Genomic DNA, 18,612 nt, shown 5'->3' with positions numbered 1-18,612 from the left:
CGGGAAGACCACCGCCATGCAGCAGCTCGGGCGCACCGTCCACCTCGCCGACCGGCGCCGCCACCCGACCCAGGACGGGCGACTGCCAGTCCTGTCATCACCGTGCCGCCGTCCTCCACTCCGAAGATGCTCATCAGCGAGTTCGCCCGCTTCCTCGGCCTGCCCGTCCCACAGCGCATGAACCAGGTCCAGATCACCAACGCCGTCTGCGAGCTGCTGTGCGAGAGAACACCAACTCGTCCTGGTCGACGACGTACACCTGATGGACACCCGCAGCCGAGCAGGCGCCGAAACCTCCGACCAGCTCAAGTACCTCGGCGAACGGATCCCGGCGACCTTCGTCTACTCCGGCATCGACGTCGAAACCTCCCCCTGCTCACCGGCGTCCGCGGCGCCCAACTCGCCGGCCGCTTCAAAATCGTCCGCAACCAGCCCCTGCGCTACGGCAGCAGCGCGGACAAACAGATCTGGCACGACCTGGTCCACGGCATGGACAACGCCCTACGGCTGCGCCGCCACCGGCCCGGCACCCTGCTCACACACGCCGCCTACCTCCACGCCCGCACCAGCGGCCGCATGGGCAGCCTCTCCCACCTCATCCGCGAAGCCGCCCTCGTCTCCCTGCTCGACGACACCGAAAAAATCACCAAACGACTCCTCGAACAGATCGAACTCGACACCACCGCCGAACAACGAACCCGAGCACCGCACCGCCGCCGGACGCCCCCACAACACCAGCCCTGACCTGCGTCGTCTGCCTCAACCCCCCGTCCCGATCCCCACCGGCCACCACCCGAACGCCAACACCTCACGTCAGCGCCCCATGACCCCACCCACACCCCAACGAGCCACCCAGAAAAACTGCACTACACCCAATCAACCTGCACACACCACAAACACGCAGGCCAAAAGCCACCCACACACACAAGCCCCCACCCAGAACCCTCCCGGCCACCACCAAAACCACCCCACAAAACTGAGAAACCCCCGCCCGCAACCACAACACCAACCCAAAAACACCAGCCGACGACAGTCCTCCCCGCCGACGCGGGGGTATTCCGGAGGAGGCCGTCACCCTCGGCGTACAGCCGCGGTCCTCCTCACCGACACGGGGATGTTCCATCGAGGCCGACGCTGGGGTGTTCCGCTCTCACCACCAGCGTGATCATGATGGTGGCCGTCCTTCCCGCCGACGCAGGGATGTTCCGAACGTGAACGTGAGCGTTCGGGTACGCCGTCGCCGTTCTGGTCGGACTTCGGGCAGGGCGTGTCGAATCCGGGGCCGCATGCGAGCTTCAGACCTGAGGGATCACTTTTGCTGATCGGGCTGCTGTTGGCGTACGTGTACCCGTTCATCTGGAGCGGGTCCGCGATGTCGATGACCGGGTCGGCCGAGAGGAAGCGCCCCGAGTTCTGGTCGTACTCGCGGGCTCCGATGTGCGTCAGTCCTGTGTCTGCGTCATCGATGCCGACGCCCAGATAACCGCGTTTGTTCGGCCAGCTCGCCGGCTTGGGACGCGCAGTTCGCCGTAAGGCTTGTAGGCGCGGCGTGTGACCGGCTGACCGGCCGACAGTTCGACCGCCGTGTTCGCCGTGCCGAGGTGGTCGGTGAGGGGCTGGCTGTATGCGCGGGAGGCCCGGGTGAGCGAGGGGATCGCGGCCGGCTCGGTCATCGCACCTCGCGGTAGCCTCTCGCCATGAGTCACGGGGAGGACGAGGGCGCGCTGGTTCTGGAGGCGCAGGAGATGCTCGCCGCAGGGCAAAGCGACGAGGAGGTCTTCGCCGAGCTGGCTGCGAGGACCGGCAACTGGGGTGTCTGTGTGTTGGCCGTGTGCTTGGCCCTGGGTGTGCCCCGGACTGACGCCGAGGCCCGGCTCCGCGAGGTCGAGCCACTCTTCTCAGACTTCGCGGTGGGTGAGGAGGAGGACCTCGCCTACTTTCTCAGGTTTGGGCACGTCTTCATCGTGGACCGAGTACTTGAGGAACACGAGGAGCGCATCCGCGACCTCTTGGGAACCGCCGCTGGTGCCCGCGGAGGCTATCCCGCCGGCCTGCTCGCGTGGTTTCGCGCCGGGGAGCTCACGAAGATCTTCCTCTACTTCGCCAAAACCCGGTTCCCGGCCGGGCGCGGCTCACCACCCGAATTTTGGGCCGCCATGACCGCGGCTGGCGAACTCCTGGCCAGCCGGGACCGCCCGGACCACGAAGAGGTGATTGCAGGGCTGGAACGATGCCGCACGCAGGCTGCGGCCATCAGCGCGAAGTAGCATCGTCATCGACGGACGTCCTTCGCTGGGTAGGCGGTCCTGTTGGCTCCCCACGGCCCAACGGCCCCGCGCAGGCCACGCCCATCCCCGTAGCAACGCCCGCGTTCGCTCCCTACAGTCGCCGCATGGCCACCGAGGACAAGAACCCAAGTCAGCCCGACGTCACCGCGATGCTCAAAGACCAGACCAGTGCCTGCAAGGCAGCACGCGACGCCATTGCCGCCGGCGGCGAGGTAATGCTCTACGACGGACAGCCGCCACAGTGGATGGTCCTCGGCATCGCTGCGACAAGGCTGAAACGGTCGTTGAAGATCGGCCTGACGACCCTCGGTCTTGACGAGACCGTTGAGATCCTCCGCGCTCGGCACCGCGATGAGCAACTGCGTACCGGCATCATCGTCGCAGCAAACCGATCTTGGTTCTTCACTCTCTACTTCGACGCCACCGGGACCGAGCTCCTGGCGTGCAGCGGCGTCAAGAACGAGCGGCCCTCGCGGGGAACGGTCAGAAGCTCCAGCTGTAGAGGCGCCACCCGTATTCGCCGCAGACGCTGCAAGGCGGGCAACGCCCTGCGCCTCCTCACCACGCTCGCCTCCACCGCCGTCCGTGCGCCACACATCACCCCATCGCCGGTGTTCCCGAGTCCGAGCCGGCCCGCAGCGGCGGCCCGCCCGCTCACGGCCGCCCAAGGCAGGCTGGAACAGGGGCGGGTTGCAGGTGCCGGGGGCTGACGGACAACGCGCTGGTCGCGGCCGGTGGGAGCGGTCTCGGCTACTCAGCCTGACCTGACCGGCTGCGGTTCGTAGAAGGTGCCGTCGCGGAGCATCGCGAACAGGACGTCGCCCGGCGCTGGGCCGGCTCCTGACCGTACGGCAGTTCTGAGCCGGATTCTTCTGGCAGCAAGATGCGGGCCTGGCTTCCTGGCCCAGTACAAGCAGCACGGGCCCTGCGTGCCGTTCGGTGGACGCCGCACCCGGTTACGGGTGGGAGCCGGATCACGCCGTGGTGCTGGCCGTCCCGGCTTCGCCGCCCGGCATACCGTCGAACATACCCGCGAGCAGCGTGGGCGATCGTGGTCGGGCCGGACGTGGCGCCGGGTGCTACCGGCCCCGGGGAGCAGGAGGTGTCTGAGCGTGATGGGGCGGGCGCGCTGCCTTCGGTCTTGGTGACGAAGGTGAGGGCGGCGGGGCGTGATGCGCGGCGGTCGTGCGGGCCGGGGGGCGGCGGGCTGGAATCGATCGAGCGGTACAACGACCTGGTCGTGGGCGCATATATCTGGGTACCGGACGACGATCACCCGGGCGCCGCGGCTGCGGAACTGGCGAACCTTCCCTTCCACTGGTTGCGGGAGTGGACGCTGTGGGTGGGCGTCGAGTGCGGGAGCCGACCGGATACGGCGTTGCACCGCCTGTACGGCACGGTGACGTTCTTCGAGCCCGATGCCGGCCAGATGGGCTTCTCCCCCACCGGCGGCCACCCGGCCGTCGCACTGCCGGTCCACCGGATCGTCGCACTCTCGGGCGACCGCCAGCGGCGCGGCCCCGGACAGGTGCCCGCCCACGAACCGGTGGACGAACACTAAACGGGGCGGGCCCCTGGGTGAGTTGTGGCGCGCTGTACATCCATCTCGTCGACCACTCCGGGCTGTGTGGGTCGGCCCGGACGGAGATGAACGCATGATCGAAACGCCCACGCACGTCTACGTGGTCACGCATAGCGCCACCGGGGTTGGGAAGGTGGGGATTGCTGGCTTGGATTCCGCGCGGATCGATCAGCACCGGAGCCAGGGCTGGCACCTGTACCGCGCTGTGCTGCTGCCCTCCCGGGAGGCCGCGCGGCAGGTGGAGCGGTCCGTCCTTCGGCAGCTCAAGATCGACGGAGTGAACGCGCGCATGCCTGCAGACCGCATGCCGCAGGGTGGCCAGAGCGAAACCGTGAACCTCGACGAGGTGTCGGCAGCGGACTTGTGGGGCCGGGTGGTTGCGGCTGCCGGTGAAGTGCAGACTCAGGCGGACAGGTCCCGGGTTGTGCTGGTTCTCGCCCGCATGGATGGCGGCCGTGTCCTGGTCGTTGGGACGGACCAGCCACTCGGGGCATCCAAGGGAAGCCCCGAGTGTGGCCTCGGCGAGGAACTCGCCGAGGATGGGTGGCTGGTGTATACAGCGAACATGACCGCCACAGTGGCGGAGGCCGCGCTGCGCGGTCTTCGAGACTGGGCGGCCAAGGCCGGTGTGATCGATGAGGCGGCTCTGCGTGAAGCCGGCTGGCCGGTGCCGCTGCTCCGCAACACCTATAGGTTGCAGGGCACAGTGGACGAGGAGTTCAGGCAGGCGCGCATAGCGGTAGGTGTATCACTGCACCCCTACCCCGCCGACGGCCTCGACGAGGACCAGGATTGACGATCGAGAGTCACGCGATCGTCTGTTCTCCTCGCCCGCGCCGTAGGCGCGCGGACGCAGAGTTCCGGCATCGGTGGCAGGAGGCCTGTGCCCCGAGCCGGGGGGCTTCTCCCCACCGGCAGTCATCTGGCCGTCGCGCTGCCGGTACAGCGGATCGTCGCGCTCTCCGGCGACCGCCAGCGGCGCGGCCCCGGGCACCGAGTGCCAGGACGTGATGCGCCGCGCGGTGGTCCATATGGCGCATGCTTTCGGTTACGTCCATGCGGAGGCGGGGCTGCTGTAGTGGGAGGGCTCAGCGTCGGCCGGGGAAGCCGGCCGTGTGTGGTTGTTGTTGTCAGCCGCGGAGGGGCGCCGCAGGGGCGGGTTGCTGTGCTCGTCGTCCTGGCCAGCGGCGTCGCGCGTGGCCGGAGGCGTGAGAATGTAGGGCATCGGTGCCCCGCGAGGCTCTGTTCGTGTGAGGGGCGAGGCGGTCGGATGGAGGCAGAGCGCGGGTGTACGTCACGAGGGTCCAGCTCAGGAACGTCAAAGGCTTCACCGGTAGGCGGGCGGCCGATCTGATTTTGCCCGGGCGTAGCGGCTGGACGGTGCTTGCGGGTCGCAACAGTTCGGGCAAATCCACTGTGCTGCAGGCGATTGCCCTGGCGCTGGGTGGACCGGCGGTCGCGCGGGCGCTGGTGTCGGACTTCACCGGCTGGATCTCGACGCCTGCCAAGAAGGGGGAGGTAGAGGTCCACGTCGTCAGCGACCCGGTGCACGATGGCTTTACGGGATCGGGCAACAAGCCTCAAGGTGAGATCTCTTTGGGTCTGCGGTGGACACACCCTGAGCCTGATCGTCATGCTCCTCGGCCGGTGATGGCACCGCTGGGTACTGGCAAGAGTGGCCCTCGCGGGCCGTGGGTGGAGAACCCGATCGGCTGGTTCTGTGCCGGCTACGGGCCGTTCCGGCGGTTGACCGGCGGCTCCAGCGAGGCGCAGCGGCTCATGCTGAACCAGGGGCCCAGTGGGCGCCTGGCAACGCTCTTCCACGAGGACGCCTCGCTGGCCGAGGGCGTGGCGTGGCTGATCGATCTACGGCTGCGTATGTACGAGGAAGGCACGAGCAGCGAGGCCGCCGTGTTGCTCAATCAGGTCCTGTCGTTGCTGCGGGACGGGTTGTTGCCCGACCGGTACCAGATCCAGAGGGTGTCAGCGGACGGCTTGTGGGTGGTCGAGAAGGGCCATAAGGGGCCCGGCTTCCCGTTGAGGGAGATGAGCGACGGCTACCGGACGGTGGCGGCACTGGTGCTGGACATCGTCCGGCAGCTCCACGGCGCCTACGGGTACTTGCACACTCATCCGACCGCTTCCAGGTCTGGGGGTACGGCGATCCTCGCCCCGGGCGTGGTGCTGATCGACGAAGTGGACGCGCACCTGCATGTGACCTGGCAGCGCAAGATAGGCGACTGGATGCAGGACCACTTCCCCAACATCCAGTTCATCGTCACCAGCCACAGCCCATACATCTGCCAGGCTGCCGACGAGGGCGGACTGATCCGGCTCCCTGGAGCAGACGAGCAACAGCCCCCCGAAGTGGTGGACGAGGATCTCTACCGCAGGGTCGTGTACGGGAGCGGAGACGATGCTGTGCTCTCGGAGCTTTTCGGTCTGGAGACGCCGTACTCCAGCCGTGCCGAGCAGCAGCGTCGGCGTCTGGTGGCCCTGGAGCGCAAGGTGTATGCCGAAGCGGCCACGGCTGAGGAGATCGCCGAGTACCAGGAGCTGAGCGGCCTGCTGACGAGCTCTCTGGAGAGCAGGGTGGCCGAGGTGTCGGCGCGGCTGGAGCAGGAACGGTGATTCCGCTTCAACGCGTCGATATCTCCACGCAGGCGCAGAGCTTGCTGACGCGATGGACACAGCGGGTCGAGAGTGCCGGGGCTACCGGCCAAGCTGCTCGGGAACTCTGGGGAGACGCGAAGGCTCCCAAGAAGCATGTGCGCTCGGCCCTGGAGTCGATGGCCCGCGGTGCCGTGCGGTGCATGTACTGCGATGACAGCCGCGGAACTGACATCGATCACTTCGAGCCGTTGGAGAGGGCACCTCTGCGGGCCTTCGTGTGGGTCAACCACCTCCTGGCCTGTTCGTTCTGCAACAGCAACACGAAGAACCGTAAGTATCCGGTGGATGCGAACGGGGACTGTCTGCTGGTGGACCCCACGGCAGAGGATCCCGCCGATCATCTCACTCTGCGGTTGTCGGTCGGCACGTACGATCCGCTGTCGCCCAAGGGTGATGAGACGATACGGGTGTTCGGGCTGAACCGGGCAGAACTTGTCAAAGGGCGAGTGGATGCCTTCGTCCGGGCCTGCTCCATCCTCCGCGACTGGCATGGTCTGCGTCGAAACGCCCCCTCCGAGGCCGAGCGCGTAGCCCAGGCACTGCTGGACTCTCCTTTCATTGATGTCGTCCACGCCATGACTCGCCTCAAACCGAGCGTCGCGGCGATCGTCGTTGGTCAGGCGACCGTTCCGGCCCTTGATGCCTGGCGCGCCGCGCATAGTCTCTCGTTCCGCGTCGGGCAACCGCGCGTATGCGGCGGCGCTGCCGACGCTGACTGCATCGACGACACCCTCGCGGACGACGGCCACTCCTGTCAGGGTCGGGCCGGCAGGAGGGGCAACGATGAACGCGTGATAACCATGCAGAACTACTGCCTCACCTGGACAGACTCCATCGGCACGCCTCGTTCCTCCGCCGTCGCCTACGACGAGCCCAGCGCCCAGGACCGGAAGGCTGCTCTCGAGAGCAGTGGCTGCACCAGCGTGGAGATCGTGGCTGTCAGGCCAGGGGAGCTTCCCGAGCCGCGGGGCTGAGATAGTGCCCGGCTGCGAGAGTTGCGCATGATCACTGCACCTGGTGCAGCAGAGTGCGGCTGCCCTGGCCATCGGGAGCGGCAGGCTCATGCCCGCGCTGGCCGTACGGGCGTTGTCAGTGCCGTGCGCCACGATCACCTGGTGCCCACTTTGGACGATATGCCTCCCTACCGGCGTGCGAAGCTGTTGTGGCGCTGGGCCCACCAGGGCCTGCCCTTCGTGGAACAGCTCGTCGCCGACGCCGACGAGTACCCGTGCCGCATGCCGACTGCGCTGCCCGGGCCGCCGGGTTCCGCCTTCGCCGCCCTCGGCGACGACGGCCGCCACCACCTCGTGCGTGCCGGTCACCTGCTCTGCGGCGGCCAGCAGTCGCCCGCAGGATTCCCGCACCGGCAGCACTGTTCGTGGGTCGAAAGCGCCAGCGGTCCGCAGGAGTGGGTGAGCGGGCGAGTCGACGCCGGCATCGTCTGGGGTTCGGCCGAGGTCACCTGGAGTGCGCCTTCTCGGCCCGTGCACCGACCCTAGCCTGGTCAGCCGGCGGGAGCGGTGTGTCGCCGGCCACTACAGCCTGCTGGACAGCTGGCCCCCCTCCCCCAGCCCGTACCGCTTCCGTCCGGCGGATGCGCGCTGCCCTCGTCGACGCGCTGGGGCCCGACTGCCACCTGTGCGGCCGCTACCCGGGAGCGATGGTCGACCATGATCACGAGACCGGTATGGTCCCGTCAACATCAACGATCTGGGAACGGTGTGGCGGGACATTGCGAGTACGTCGGCCGTGCAGCGTGTCGCGCCCGCCGCTCTTGACTGGACCGGCACCATACGAGGCGGATTCCGTCCGGACCTTCGCACGCCGCCCGGACGGGCCACCAGCCTCCCCGGCCCATGCCGAGCCTAGGGGCACGGATGGCGGCCACCGCCAGCGGGACGTTTCAGGCGTCGGCCACTCGGAACTATGGAGCTGGCTCGTAGGTCACGGTCTGGCCCTGGCAGCCGGTCGCCACCTCACGCAGGGCCACCACCTCGGTTTCGTCGGCCGCAAGCCCCCACCGGAGCTTCGTAGCCACCCACTCCGCGGCGTAGCGGCAGTGCACCTCGGCAGCGGGAGGCAGCCATTCGGAGGGGTCCTGATCGGCCTTGGACCGGTTCGAGCGCGCGGTGACGGCCACCAGACTGGCGTCGGCGCCCTGATCGTTGGCGTAGGCCTCACGGCGCGGCGCCGTCCACGCCGACGCCCCGCTGTCCCAACTCTCAGCAAGGGGCACCATATGGTCAATGTCCAGGCCGGAAGCGGATGTCACCCACACCTGGTCGTAGTACGACCACCAGCGTCCGCCCGACAGCCGGCACCGAGGTCCGACGGTGGGCGACTCGACCGCCTCGGCGAGCAGGACCTCCGCGCGGGTGTTGCAGCCATCGTCCGGGATGTCCCGGTGTTCCAGTGGCGGAAGGCGTCGCGGTCGTAGCCGTCGCGTGACTCGGCCTCCACCGGCAGCCGGTCGACGGCTTCGGCCAGAGGGAGCGTCTCCGCCGCCGAGGCAGGAGAGGACGCTGTGAGGGGAAGAACGGCAAGGGATGCGGCGGCCAGGCCACGCAGCACGGTGGTGAGCATGAACCGTTGTTAACGGCCCCGCAAGGGGCGCTGTCGGGTCTTCGTCGAGTGCGCCACCCGTGTCGGTGCAATGGTCGTATTGGACATCGCCGCGGCACTCCGCTCATGCAGCTCGCGGCGGATGCTCAGCACGCGTCTCTTGCCGTACCCGGTCGGGTGACGGTGCGTGTGAGCGCGAACCCCCGGCATGCACTGGTGCGTCATGCCCGGTATGAAGCCGATCAACGACGGGCACGTGGCCGAACCGGGACTCGCGGTCGTGGAAGTCGCCGCCGCCGATGACGAAACAGCGTTCGCCGTCCAGAAACTGCTCGCCACACGGTGGGCGATCGCGCCGGCGGACCGCACCACCCACGAACCCGGCGAACCAGGCGTACGACTGCGATGCCACCTGGACCTCCGTCAGCAGCCCGCCCCGTAGACGAGGAAGGAATCAGGGGTGGCATGGACGCTGCCGGAACCGATGCTGAGCAGAGCACCCTCGTACCAAAGCCCTGACCTCCCACCGGGCTGAGCCGGCGAGCCCAAGTAGGACGGATTCCGGGCGGCCGTCCTGGTCGACGCGGGCCAGGTGATGCAGCGCTCCAGACGCGGCACGAAGATAGGCCGGCTTTTCCTGAGATCGTGGCCGGGGCCGTGCAGCTGCCGCGACCCGCCCGCGCCCAACGAGTCAGTGAGGTGTGCGCAAGGCCGGGGCGCCGCCCGCCTGGCCTGCGCTGACGCGGGAGCCCGGGGGTCGTGCACGGCTGTCGATGGCGAGACGGACTTTCGTGCTCAAGCAGCCACGGGAGCATCCGAGGGCGCGGTAGTCAGGCTCCGCCCGGTCTGGTGCGTAATCACGCACTGCACCGTCCACGCCCGCGACAGGCGGCCCAATTCCCCATGCAGGCAAGGACGGAGCGGCACGCCACCGTTGTGGTGGCGTGCCGCCGGTTGGTCGGGATGAGTCGGCGGTGCGAGCCGCCGTCTCATTGGCTGGTGTTAGCGGCGTCCGCCGCGGTGCTGGCCCCAGGAGTCGCTGTCGACGTAGCGGCCGCGGTCGTTGCGGAGGGTGGCGGTGTCGGAGCGGTTGTCCCAGACGTAATGGCGGCGGTCCTGGTAGACGTCCGAGCGGGTGTCGCGGCCGATGCCGGTGTGGACGCGGACGGTGGAGCGGCCGCGCAGGCGGTAGTCGTCGAAGGTGTAGCGGTGGCCGTCCTCGTCGCGCAGGGTCCAGCCGTCGAGGTTGACGGCGTGGCGGCTGTTGTTGGTGATCTCCACCCACTCGCGGTTCAGGGAGCGGTTGGAGCGGTCGTCGCGGCCCGGGGAGTCGTACTGCACGTCCGAGATTTCCACGTTGGGCCGGTGGGGGCGGGCCTCGGCCGCCGAGGTCGGCACCGTCAGGACCGCGGTCAGGGCGCCGGCGGTCAGGACGGCGGCGGTGATGCGGCGGGCGGTGATGTTCTTCGACACAGGTTCCCCCTGCTTGGTACGGGCACCGCCGGCGCTGGCCGGGACGGTGCCTGGTGCGGGTGCGGCCGGCTGGCCGCGGTCACACCCTGCCCACACTGCGTCCACCATGTGGTGGAATCGTGCCCCACGTTACGGATTCTGCATATTCCTGAGACTGTCGACTGCATTGTCCATTCATCGTGTGAATGCACCAGGTTGACGTCCGTGTCCGTTGAGAGCCAACGCCTCACTCCCGATCCCGCCATGGCGCGCCACCCATCGCGGCGAACAGGCATCACCCGATGGTGAGTAACAGCCGACAGGCCCTACCGCGGGTGTTGGCCATCGCGGCGACGTCGGCCTTACGTCGCTGGGGCGACGGCCGGGGTGGGCGATGCGGCGTCGTGGAACGGGGTCCAATTGCGCCCAACAACAACTGCCGCTGCCCCGGCGCGAGGTCTGCATACCGGGCTTGTTGATGGGCAGCTCCGGGTCTGTCAAACGAGCGGTGTAACTAGGGTGGTTGGGGCTACTGGCGGGCCGCCGACACGCGGCCGTCGAAGGTGATGTCGAAGGCGTTCAGCGCGGCTTTCCAGCGCATGGTCCAGCGGACCATGCGCCCTTGCCCGTGGGGTCGAGGGACATGATCGCCATGTAGATGGGCATCACAAGACAGTCGGTGACAGCTCAGCCCACTCAGAGCTTCCCTTAGAAGCTGTTGTCTTTCCGAGAGTGCGGGTGTGTTTCCGCTGGTCAGGTGTAGGGGTGGTGTTTCGGCGGGAGGGACGGGTTGTTGTGTCGTCTCTTCGGTGGAGGTGCCGGGATGCCGTCGGTGATGGGGCTGCTGGAGGAGCGCGAACGCGTCGCTCGGCAGCGGGTGGATGCTCTCCAGGCCGAGCTGCGGGAAGCGGAGGCGGTGTGGGAGCGGTTCGTGATTGCCCGTGAGACGGTGGGTGAGGTTCTGGCGGAGCCTCGCGGAAGCGAGGACGTGGCGCCGGTCGTGGTGGCCGGTGAACGGCCGGTGCAGGTCAGGCAGGCGGTGCCCGGCTCAGTGGTGCCTCACTGGGAGGAAGGGCTCGCCCCGGCGGTTCTCGCGCCGGACTACCAGCGGATCATGGCCGTGCTGGCCGGCGGGAACGAGATGCGCGGGGAGGCGATGGACTGTCGTCAACTCGCGGTCGGCCTCGGGCTGGAGCCGGTCCCGGCGAAGGTGGAAGGGGTGCGGTCGAAAGCCAAGCGGCTGGCCGCGCGGGCTGGCTGGCGGAGGAACGTCCGGGGCTGTTCAGCGTGCCCGTCGGGCGAGGCGGCGGCTCATGACCGTGCTCATCGCCCACTTGATCACTGCCTCCGAGGTGTCGGTGCGCGTCTCGTAGTCGCGGGCCAGCCGGCGTGAGTGCATCAGCCACGCGAACGTGCGCTCCACCAGCCACCTCTTCGGCAGCACGGTGAAACCGCTGGTGTCGTCGCTGCGTCTGACCACGGTCAGCACGATCCGCCAGGCATCGCGGGCGAGGTCGACCAGGCGTCCGGTGTAGCCTCCGTCGGCCCACACCCGCGTGACGCGCCAGTGCCGCTCACGCAGCCGGGCCAGGAGTGTCTGCCCGCGTCCCGGTCGGTGGCCGAGGCCGCGGTCACCATCACGGTCAGCAGCAGTCCGAGGGTGTCCACCACGATGTGCCGCTTGCGGCCGTTGACCTTCTTCCCGCCGTCGAATCCCCTGGTCGCGCTCGGCACCGACGCGGCTGCCTTCACCGACTGCGCATCGATGATGCCGGCCGTCGGCTCCGGATCCCGGCCCGCGGCCCGGCGGACCCGGTCGCGCAGCCGGTCGTGGAACTCGGCGGTCAGGCCCTTGTCCCGCCAGCGCCGGAAGAAGGCGTAGACGCGGTCCCACGCGGGGAAGTCCGCAGGCATCGCCCGCCAGGTGATACCGCCCGCGACCAGATAGCGCACCGCATCGACCATCTGCCGGTGACAATAGCTCTCCGGTTGCCCACCGCGGCCCTCGAGCCAGCAGGGAACCGGCATCGCGTCACGTACGACGGCCCACTCCGCGTCGCTCATGTCGGACGGATACCTCGGTCGCCTGTACGGCCGGTCCGCGGCGTTCCCGAACCGGTGAGCGAGACAATCACACGACGGGGACGCCGAGTTGGACGCCATCGACGCCGGCACGGAAGACTGCAGCACCAGGGGCCTCCTGTTGCTCGTTTGGATTCGACACCCTCGAGCTGTGCGGGAGGCCCCGCTTTCATGCCCGGTCGGCCACGAGATCACCCGACCGAGTCGACGACCTCGAACTCACGCTCACCAAGATCGATAGAACAACAGCTTCATAGAGCTGGGCGTATCTGAGCTCCGCCACCTGCTAACCGGTGCCAAGCGCGACCTGGCTGACTTCCTTGCGCTGGCTGCCGATTGGGCCTCCAGGCACCTGCCTGGCCATTGCGCTGCCCTCACAGCCGCCCTTGCCCGCGTTCTCGACCTTCCCGGTCGGCCATGTCGCCGGAGCCGTAGGAAGGCACGGGCTTCGCCGGCCACGAAGGCGGGCCCCTGGATTGTCATCGTGTGCGACGCGGTGAGCATGTTCGTGTGTACCTGCCTGGGCACCGACGTGTATGCCGACAGGTGGCTGTGCGACGCCGGGGCGATGCCTGTTCTGGCATCAATACGCTCCTCTCAACAGCACCTACGTTCGGGTGTTACGGCCGAAAGCAGGGGGATGTGGTGTCAACGGGCGACGCGCAGAGGGTCTGGAAGCCGTCCGTAACGGACCTGTGGGCAGGACGACGTCCTCTGTGGTGGACCGTTGGCCCGACAGGGGAGCTGGCTGTTCTGCTCGTCCATCGGCAGTGCCTACGCCGAAGCCGCTATGTGAAGGGGTGGGTGGGATGGGGCCCGCAGGTCCCATTCGATGCGGTGCTCGTGATTCGTCAGGCTGACGGGTCGCTTCAACGTCGACCGATCAAGGACGTCCCGGTCAGGCCGAGCCACATCGCTCTTCTCCCGGAGGCCCGGCTTCTCATCGCAAGCGGGCGAGCGGGCAAGAAGGAGTCGGGAGCATGGAGCCCGAACGCCGTGGTGTTCTCTCTGGAAAGTGGTAACCAAGAAGCCACCTTCTGCATCGGCGACGGGCGACCTGCGCTCCGGGAGGTCGCCTTCCTGACGTGCCTTTGGAGGGATGCGCCGCTGCCACGGAGGGTGACCGGGTCTGGCTGATCTGGTATTCCGGCAGTCGGCGGGGAGGCACGTTCTTGACGCGGATCACCCCGTCGACCGGTGAGGTGACCAGTTGGCCCAGCCCCGTACGTGACCCGGACGGGTTCGCCGTGCGCGACCATCGAGCAGTCCTGACCAAGCGCGTTCACAACCAGAGGTCAACCGAAGTGGTGCGAGCCGAGTTGGATGGTGATACCTGGAGTGTGACCGAGCGGCGCAAGATTCGAATGCCTGGACGGGTGGTCATGCGCTGCGGTCAGGGTCGCGACGGTCTTCTATGGCTTCGCGCTGGCGACACGTGGCTTCGCATTGCAGCCTGATAGCGGCCGAGAGCGTGCGGCTCATGGTCGACGGGCCACCTCGGCTGCGTAGGCCATTCTGACCGCGCCGGCAGACCATCGTTCGGCCGCCATAGGGCTGATACCGAGAAGCCGTTGCAGCACGGCCGGTGGCATCTGTGTGCAGAGGTCGAGCAGGGCGGCGCATCGTCCGGCTTCGGATGGGAGGCCGATGTTCCGCAGACGGGTCGCGAGTCGGCTGCTGGTCAGTGCTCGTCCGGGGCGCTGGGTCGGGAACAGCCAGGGCGCGTTTGTCTCGTTGCTGTTGACCGCGTGCTCATGGCTGTGCGCGATGTCGACGAGTTGCAGGACAAGGGCGTCCAGGGATGGTGGCAGCCTGAGCGGTGTCTTGTTGATGCGCAGTGCGACGCCGTCCTCGTCGTGCAGGACGTGGTCGGTGGTCAGGCGGCAGGTCTTGGCGGGAGTCTGGCCGTAGAGCAGGACCATCAGGCCGGCGGCGCGGTCCTTGGTCAGGTCGCCAGCCTCTCACCCTGGTTCTTGAGCCAGGCCAGGAACAGCACGGCTTTGGAGATCTGCACTTGTGTGATGTCCACTGTCGATGCGGTGATCGTCTTTCCGCGGGCTCGTCGCCGGATGCGTGCAACCCGGTCCCAGCGCGCGTAGGCGGTGAGCAGCTGCCGGTGCTCGGGATCATCCAGGGCGGCCGTCTTGTACTCGATCCACCGTTCTAGGCGGGCGAGGTATTCGTCGCGGACAGGCAGGATGCCAGCCGCAACCAGCACGGACCGGAACCAGTCGACGGCCAGGTCGCGGCGGTGCCCGGCGCTTCGGGCGTCGAGAGCCTCATGACTGAGTTCGCAGACCCCGGACGCCAGGTCGTTCAGGAGGCTGGCGGCCTCTTTCGACTCGCGCGTGTAGAGCAGTGCCCTGCGGGGATTGTGGTCGAGTAAAGCGGCTGCGATCTGGTCGAGCTCTGGACGCGGCCTGCCGTCCGGCGGCGTCAGGAGCCTGCGTAGATGCCGCTCACCGGCGCGCAGCGACGGCACCGACCGAAATGAAACAGCCGCTCGACCTTGCCACAGTCCTCGCACGGCTTTCCGGCCTCGGGCGCCACTTCCCAGCAGTTTTCGCAGAACGGGCCGCGGGCGACCCTGGCAACGACCCGCTTCGTCCGGCCGCAGTCCGTGCAGGGTTCTGGCGTGGTCAGGCAGGCCCGGCAGCGGGGGGAGTCGGTGGTGCTGTGGAAGCAGGGACGGACGTTGCCGCATGAGGTACACGTCATCGTGGGCGGCTTTCGGCAGGCCGAGCAGAGCGGCCCCTGACCAGTGCGGGCGGAGACAGCCCGGTATTTGCCGCAAACGATGCACGTCTCCTGGCAAGTCGCCTCCTTGTCGCGGCAGGTGTTGCAGAACGGGGCCCCGCTGGCGTCTCTGCCTGCGGGGGTGCGGGAGCGACTGCACCACTTGCAGGGTTCGGCGAGGGAGCGGTTGTAGCAGCTGCCACAGACGCGGAGCCGTTTGATCGAGTGTCCGAGCCGGACGATGCGCTGGCAGTGCGGACACTTCGGAGCGGAGACCCCCGTGGCGCCGGCGTGGTGGAGCCGGTCGACCAAGAGCACAGTCCGCGGTGAGTAGTGGTCGGCCTGGCCGGTGAGCAGAGCAGGGACCGTAGCTACACTTCCTCCAGCACCAGGGAATATGGCGCCTTCCCCTCGTGCATCTGATGCAATTCCCCGGGGTCCCAGCGCACCGGCCATCGGCGATCGAAGAACGCGTGCGTCACCGCGGACACGGCGAGCCCCGCGGCCAAGCCGGTCTAGGACATCTACAGCGGAAGCACGGCCCAGACCAGGGCCAGCATCACGGCCATCACCAGGTGGTACTGGGCAACGTGTCCCAGGCACGCACCCCAGCCCTGCCCCGGGCTCACGCCGTCGGCGACCTCGGCAGTCGACGGCGCCGCCTTCCCCTCGGTCTGCTGGTCGGTCTGTCCGATCACGTGGTCCGCAAGGTTGTGACCGACGGAGAGAACCGCCCACACCGCCCCGAAGGTCGCCAGGGTCGCGATCTGCTCGATGAAGGTCATTGTGCACCTCCTGCCGCTAGGAGACCGTGGTCCAGAATCAACGCATGGACGTCCCCAAGCTGCTGGAAGCCGCCTCCCTGCTGGTCCCTGCGAAGATCGCCACCGAGAACGACATCACGATCAACGACGTCTGGGACCACCTCGCCCACGATGAGTGGGAGGTGGCCCTCGGAGTCCTGGAGGAACTCGCCGACGTCCACCCGCTTCCGCTCGACTTCTGGGGAAGCCTCGCCACGGCCGCCGAGCAGATGCGGATGGAGAGAAGCGCGGCCTGGTGCCACTGGCGCTGCTACGAAGCCCGCAACGGGATCATCCGCGCCGACCTCACTCTTCGGCCAGCCAGCGAGAACCGACGGCAGACTCCCTTCTCCGGAGCCGGTGTTCTGCGGCCGATGTGGAACATCGGAAATCGCACACCAACCGGTGAGGACGACCTCAACATCGCACTCCTGTGGGTCGAGTTCGCCCCCACTCTGGGGCCCGGCGAGCATTCCTCAGTGCGACTTGCCCCCCTCGACCCCTCGCAGTGGCGACACCTCCACCCCGGCCAAACGATCACGATGCATGAAGACCGGACCATCGGTGGCACGGCTGTCATCCTGGAAGTCCAGGGGCCTACGGCCACGCCCGCCCCATAAAGCCTGCCGCCCCTGGCTCCTGCCGTTGGTGCAGAGAATGTCGAGGTGGAAGGCGCCGTTCATTCCGTGTGCGGCCAGCTTGTAGAAGTTGGTCTTGCCGGTCTTGTCGGCGAGCTTCTCCAGGACGTCGTGGCCGCGCACGCGGCGGTCCGCGATGTAGTGCGAGCCTAAGGACAGGGCGAGCGCGGCCGCGCCGGGGTGGACCCAGATGCCCAGCGCGGGCTCCGAGCCCGGCGACGACCGCCTGCGTGGCCGTGTAGGTGAGGCAGTGGTGCAGGCACGCCTTGCGGCCGTCGGCGGTGCGTGGGTGGTCGTCTCCTTGTAGCACCTCAACACGATCACCGGGCTCCACGAAATTCGGGGCGTCTCAGCCGTCCGGCAGTTCGACAGAGGGCTCCGCGCCCGCGGGGACGACCGGTTCTGAGGCGCGACAGCCGGACGCCGACGCGAAACCTTCGCCCGCAGCGGAGTCGCATCCGGCGGCCCTGGTCCTCAGCGGGACGCCATTGGCACGCAGCACCTCGCGAACGTCCAGGATCAGCGGGAAGACCTCGTGGTTGAGGTCCTCGCCCTGCTCCTCCCATGCCCGCTGTTCGGCTTCGACGGCCATGCGGTCCTCGGCGAACACTCTCTCGGTGAAGCGCCTGATGAACGGCCAGGCGAGATGAATGGCACCTGGAATTCCGGGCTTCTCGATCATGAGCAGGCCGTAAGCGTGGCAGGTGCGCTGCTCGGCGTCTTCAGGCACGTAGGCGGCCCAGAGAGAGAAAGCCGGACGTTCGGCGTTCTCCGGAACCAGGTCGAGGGTCTGATAGGGGTATTCGGTGCGGATGGTCATGACATCGCGGGAGTCGCGGCCGCCGATCCCCTCGGCGGCCAGCAGACCGGCGCTCCGGTTCCGCTTCCCCCGGCATGGGTGAACAGATACCGGGCCTCCACCGACCGCGCGCTGGTCCGGTATTCCAGCAACTCGGGGCGAAGCTTGCCGACGACGCCCCGGTGGAGGAACTGGTGATTCATGTCCAGGAGGTTCTCGTGCATGAACGAGTAGTGGCAGCGCACGGTCCGGGAGAAGGACATGGTTTTGCACTTCGGCGAGCCGAAGGCCGGCAGCTCGGGAAATGCGGTGGTCACCGCCTTGTCCGGGTCGCCCGGGAAGACGAACACCAGGCCATACGCCTCACGGACCGGATAGCCGCGCACCCCCCGCGGCGGCCGACCGTCGCCTTTGGACAGGTACGGGATCTGCGAGATACGGCCGTCACCGCGGTAGGCCCAGGCGTGGTAGCAGCAGCGGAGTGTCTCGCCGTCCACGACACCCATGCTCAGCGGCACCTGACGATGGGCACACCGGTCCTCCAGCGCATGAACGGTGCCGCTCTGTCCCCGGTAGAGCGCGATACGCTCACCGGCGAAAACGGTTCCCACCACGCGACCGGGGCGCAAGCGCCTGGACACCGCCACCGGGTACCAGAAGTCCGGATGCGCCCCGACACGCCGAAGATCGATCATGCCCGAACCTCGACTGCTGCGCCGGGCTTCGAGGACCGACTGCGCCTGAGCCCGGCGGCAAGGTGAAAAGACACGTCGAGGTCGGTTTCGGCCATGCTTCTTCCCTTGCCAAGACGGAGGCCAGGACGGTCACACATCACGCCAGCACAGCCTCCCGTCGATGCGACGGTGGCCCCGGCCGCTTCATCCTGACGGCTGCCGGACTCCCGCGCGCTGCAAGCGCCTCCGGACGAGTGAGCGGCCGGGCAACCCGGCTGCCGTTGAGGTCAATGCTCGCGCGGTCGTCCATGACCGGCCACCGC

At 68.0% G+C, this 18,612-nt stretch carries 14 protein-coding genes and 6 pseudogenes; 11 read left to right on the top strand and 9 right to left on the bottom strand.

Translation table 11 applies throughout. From position 1 onward, the window contains the following. Positions 1–126: 126 nt before the first annotated feature. On the top strand, positions 127–744 hold the full coding sequence (locus F3L20_RS33675; RefSeq protein WP_240811007.1) for a hypothetical protein: 618 nt from the start codon (positions 127–129) through the stop codon (positions 742–744). A gap of 450 nt (positions 745–1,194) precedes the next feature. Here the strand turns inward: F3L20_RS33675 and F3L20_RS33670 are convergent. Next, positions 1,195–1,649, bottom strand: a pseudogene (locus tag F3L20_RS33670) (RHS repeat domain-containing protein); the annotation flags it as partial. Between the two features lie 48 nt (positions 1,650–1,697). Between F3L20_RS33670 and F3L20_RS33665 the strand changes: the two are divergent. The 8 genes and pseudogenes from F3L20_RS33665 to F3L20_RS35865 all read left to right on the top strand — a co-directional run. Next, positions 1,698–2,267 (top strand): hypothetical protein, encoded by a 570-nt coding sequence (locus tag F3L20_RS33665; RefSeq protein ID WP_150157820.1) that lies wholly within the window; start codon positions 1,698–1,700, stop codon positions 2,265–2,267. A 125-nt stretch (positions 2,268–2,392) separates the two neighbouring features. Continuing rightward, positions 2,393–2,998 carry a hypothetical protein gene (locus F3L20_RS34325; RefSeq protein ID WP_206338955.1) on the top strand — a complete coding sequence of 202 codons (606 nt, stop codon included), beginning with the start codon at positions 2,393–2,395 and terminating at the stop codon, positions 2,996–2,998. Positions 2,999–3,390: 392 nt separating this feature from the next. Next, positions 3,391–3,849 carry a hypothetical protein gene (locus F3L20_RS33655; RefSeq protein ID WP_150157819.1) on the top strand — a complete coding sequence of 153 codons (459 nt, stop codon included), beginning with the start codon at positions 3,391–3,393 and terminating at the stop codon, positions 3,847–3,849. A 94-nt stretch (positions 3,850–3,943) separates the two neighbouring features. After that, complete coding sequence (locus F3L20_RS33650) at positions 3,944–4,666, top strand: hypothetical protein (protein WP_150157818.1); 723 nt, start codon at positions 3,944–3,946, stop codon at positions 4,664–4,666. A gap of 491 nt (positions 4,667–5,157) precedes the next feature. Further along, positions 5,158–6,501 (top strand): AAA family ATPase, encoded by a 1,344-nt coding sequence (locus F3L20_RS33645; protein WP_150157817.1) that lies wholly within the window; start codon positions 5,158–5,160, stop codon positions 6,499–6,501. Beyond that, positions 6,498–7,517, top strand: coding sequence for a hypothetical protein (locus F3L20_RS33640; protein ID WP_150157816.1), 1,020 nt, complete (start codon positions 6,498–6,500; stop codon positions 7,515–7,517). The genes F3L20_RS33645 and F3L20_RS33640 overlap by 4 nt, the downstream gene beginning before the upstream one ends. Positions 7,518–7,658: 141 nt before the next feature. Next, the gene (locus F3L20_RS33635; protein WP_150157815.1) at positions 7,659–8,042 is read left to right on the top strand and encodes a hypothetical protein; all 384 of its coding nucleotides are present in this window, start codon (positions 7,659–7,661) and stop codon (positions 8,040–8,042) included. Between the two features lie 95 nt (positions 8,043–8,137). Then, positions 8,138–8,188 (top strand): annotated as a pseudogene (locus F3L20_RS35865) (hypothetical protein); the annotation flags it as partial. Positions 8,189–8,467: 279 nt separating this feature from the next. On the opposite strand, the pseudogene F3L20_RS33630 reads toward F3L20_RS35865, so the two are convergent. Continuing rightward, positions 8,468–9,126: pseudogene (locus F3L20_RS33630) on the bottom strand (HNH endonuclease family protein). A gap of 202 nt (positions 9,127–9,328) precedes the next feature. Here F3L20_RS33630 and F3L20_RS33625 point away from each other — a divergent pair. Then, positions 9,329–9,547, top strand: coding sequence for a DUF6207 family protein (locus tag F3L20_RS33625; RefSeq protein WP_167534756.1), 219 nt, complete (start codon positions 9,329–9,331; stop codon positions 9,545–9,547). 560 nt (positions 9,548–10,107) lie between these two features. Here F3L20_RS33625 and F3L20_RS33620 read toward each other — a convergent pair. The 6 genes and pseudogenes from F3L20_RS33620 to F3L20_RS33590 all read right to left on the bottom strand — a co-directional run bounded on the left by F3L20_RS33620 (position 10,108) and on the right by F3L20_RS33590 (position 16,160). Beyond that, positions 10,108–10,536, bottom strand: a complete 429-nt coding sequence (locus F3L20_RS33620; RefSeq protein ID WP_315898764.1) for a lamin tail domain-containing protein — start codon at positions 10,534–10,536, stop codon at positions 10,108–10,110. Positions 10,537–11,086: 550 nt separating this feature from the next. Beyond that, positions 11,087–11,217, bottom strand: a pseudogene (locus F3L20_RS35190) (IS256 family transposase); the annotation flags it as partial. Between the two features lie 712 nt (positions 11,218–11,929). Further along, a pseudogene (locus F3L20_RS33605) lies at positions 11,930–12,585 on the bottom strand (IS5 family transposase); the annotation flags it as partial. 1,532 nt (positions 12,586–14,117) lie between these two features. After that, positions 14,118–14,561, bottom strand: coding sequence for a hypothetical protein (locus F3L20_RS33595; protein WP_240811003.1), 444 nt, complete (start codon positions 14,559–14,561; stop codon positions 14,118–14,120). A 23-nt stretch (positions 14,562–14,584) separates the two neighbouring features. Beyond that, a complete protein-coding gene (locus F3L20_RS35180; RefSeq protein ID WP_240811002.1) occupies positions 14,585–15,121 on the bottom strand; it encodes a hypothetical protein in 537 nt (178 codons plus the stop codon). Between the two features lie 778 nt (positions 15,122–15,899). Beyond that, a complete protein-coding gene (locus F3L20_RS33590) occupies positions 15,900–16,160 on the bottom strand; it encodes a hypothetical protein (protein ID WP_150157813.1) in 261 nt (86 codons plus the stop codon). Positions 16,161–16,204: 44 nt separating this feature from the next. Here F3L20_RS33590 and F3L20_RS33585 point away from each other — a divergent pair, with 44 nt between their 5' ends. Beyond that, positions 16,205–16,798: a hypothetical protein gene (locus tag F3L20_RS33585; protein ID WP_150157812.1), complete on the top strand. Its 594-nt coding sequence runs from the start codon at positions 16,205–16,207 to the stop codon at positions 16,796–16,798. Positions 16,799–17,165: 367 nt separating this feature from the next. Here the strand turns inward: F3L20_RS33585 and F3L20_RS33575 are convergent. Continuing rightward, positions 17,166–18,310: pseudogene (locus tag F3L20_RS33575) on the bottom strand (Rieske 2Fe-2S domain-containing protein). Positions 18,311–18,612: the final 302 nt, after the last annotated feature.

Source organism: Streptomyces tendae (assembly GCF_008632955.1).
Taxonomy (GTDB): domain Bacteria; phylum Actinomycetota; class Actinomycetes; order Streptomycetales; family Streptomycetaceae; genus Streptomyces.
Note: the sequence above shows the minus strand (reverse complement) of the source record. Positions and strands in the feature narration are given on the sequence as shown.